Raw genomic sequence first — 1177 nt, 5'->3', positions numbered from 1 at the left:
GAACCTGGTCAACGCGATTGCGGAGTCACCTGTTTCCGGTAGTATGAGTTCGCAGCTCGGGGCAGTGGGGGACTTGGGTCGGCTGGGTGGGGGGGCAAAAGGAGTTCAAAAACTTCCTGAACTCGGTGGGGTTGATACGTTTCTTAGCTCTCAAGCAGCAAATTTAAACAAGAAGTTGGGTGCGAAAATAGGTGAGGGCAGACTGCCTTACGAGGCCAGTCGCGCTGGTGTTGAGCAGGCCAAGCTAGCAGTTAAAGAAACATTGGAGAACGCTACCGCTGTTAGTGACATAATTCCTAAGTCGGCTGTCCGAGGGGATTATGACCTTGTTCATGTTTACAGCTCTAAAACTAATAGCACTGTTAGCCTACGAGTGTTGCCCGGCGGCAAATATGAATTCGACACTTTGATTTCAGAGAAATCCTCAAAATTTTAGTCGCGGGGTTTGGCCTTATGATCATTGGTGAGAAGATTTTTGAGTTTAGATTTCGGTCGTTCTTTATGTCGGGGTCTTTGGTTTGTAAAATGTTGGTTCTGTTTCTTAGGTTTTCAAGATCGGGGTGGGTTTCATTAGATATTGGGGAAGGTGTGTTAAGGATTTTGTCTTTTGGCTCTGAACCAAAGCTGTTGGGGCTGGATGAGATTTCCGATGACTTTGCGTACCCGATCCAGAGTTCGAATGAATTGGATAGATATTTTGGCAAGGACCTGCTTGCTGTTTACAAGTATCTTATTTCGGATGTGGAAGATAGTTGTGTCGGCGTGTATTTCGATTTTGGAGATTGTGGTTTTAGCGTTTTGGAGTCAGAGGATAACTTGTCCATAGTTGATGGCGTGGTTAGAGTTTCAGATGACGTGGCTTTATCTAAGTTAGAGATTTAGATGGGGCAAAAGCAACAGGCGGGAAGCCCACCGTTGAGCTGTTCGGCGGGAAGAATGCGCAGACTCTCGGCGCAATAAACGTAGATATCCGCGCCGATATTCAGACCATAAAGGAGACCATAAAGGGGACAGATTTATTTTCCCTACTCTAATTCTCTGTAAGAATAAAGGGGACAGATTTATTTTTCGGTGTTTATGATCTGGTCAAGAGCTGGAGGGAAACCTATGCAGCTCTGGAGCAGTTGGCCACTTCGCCAGAGTTCCGGCAGCAATTTGGCGATAACTACCTGAAGGG

The 1177-nt window shown here is 46.3% G+C and carries 1 protein-coding gene and 1 pseudogene; both read left to right on the top strand.

Annotated features, from left to right (window positions below; translation table 11 throughout):
- A pseudogene (locus HMPREF1224_RS45540) lies at positions 1–436 on the top strand (hypothetical protein); the annotation flags it as partial.
- A gap of 89 nt (positions 437–525) precedes the next feature.
- Positions 526–882 (top strand): hypothetical protein, encoded by a 357-nt coding sequence (locus HMPREF1224_RS0111850; protein ID WP_169057971.1) that lies wholly within the window; start codon positions 526–528, stop codon positions 880–882.
- Positions 883–1177 lie beyond the last annotated feature (295 nt).

Source organism: Pseudomonas sp. P179 (genome assembly GCF_000478485.2).
Taxonomy (GTDB): Bacteria; Pseudomonadota; Gammaproteobacteria; order Pseudomonadales; family Pseudomonadaceae; genus Pseudomonas; species Pseudomonas aeruginosa.
The sequence above is the reverse complement of the archived record's forward strand: the minus strand, read 5'-3'. Positions and strand labels throughout refer to the sequence as shown.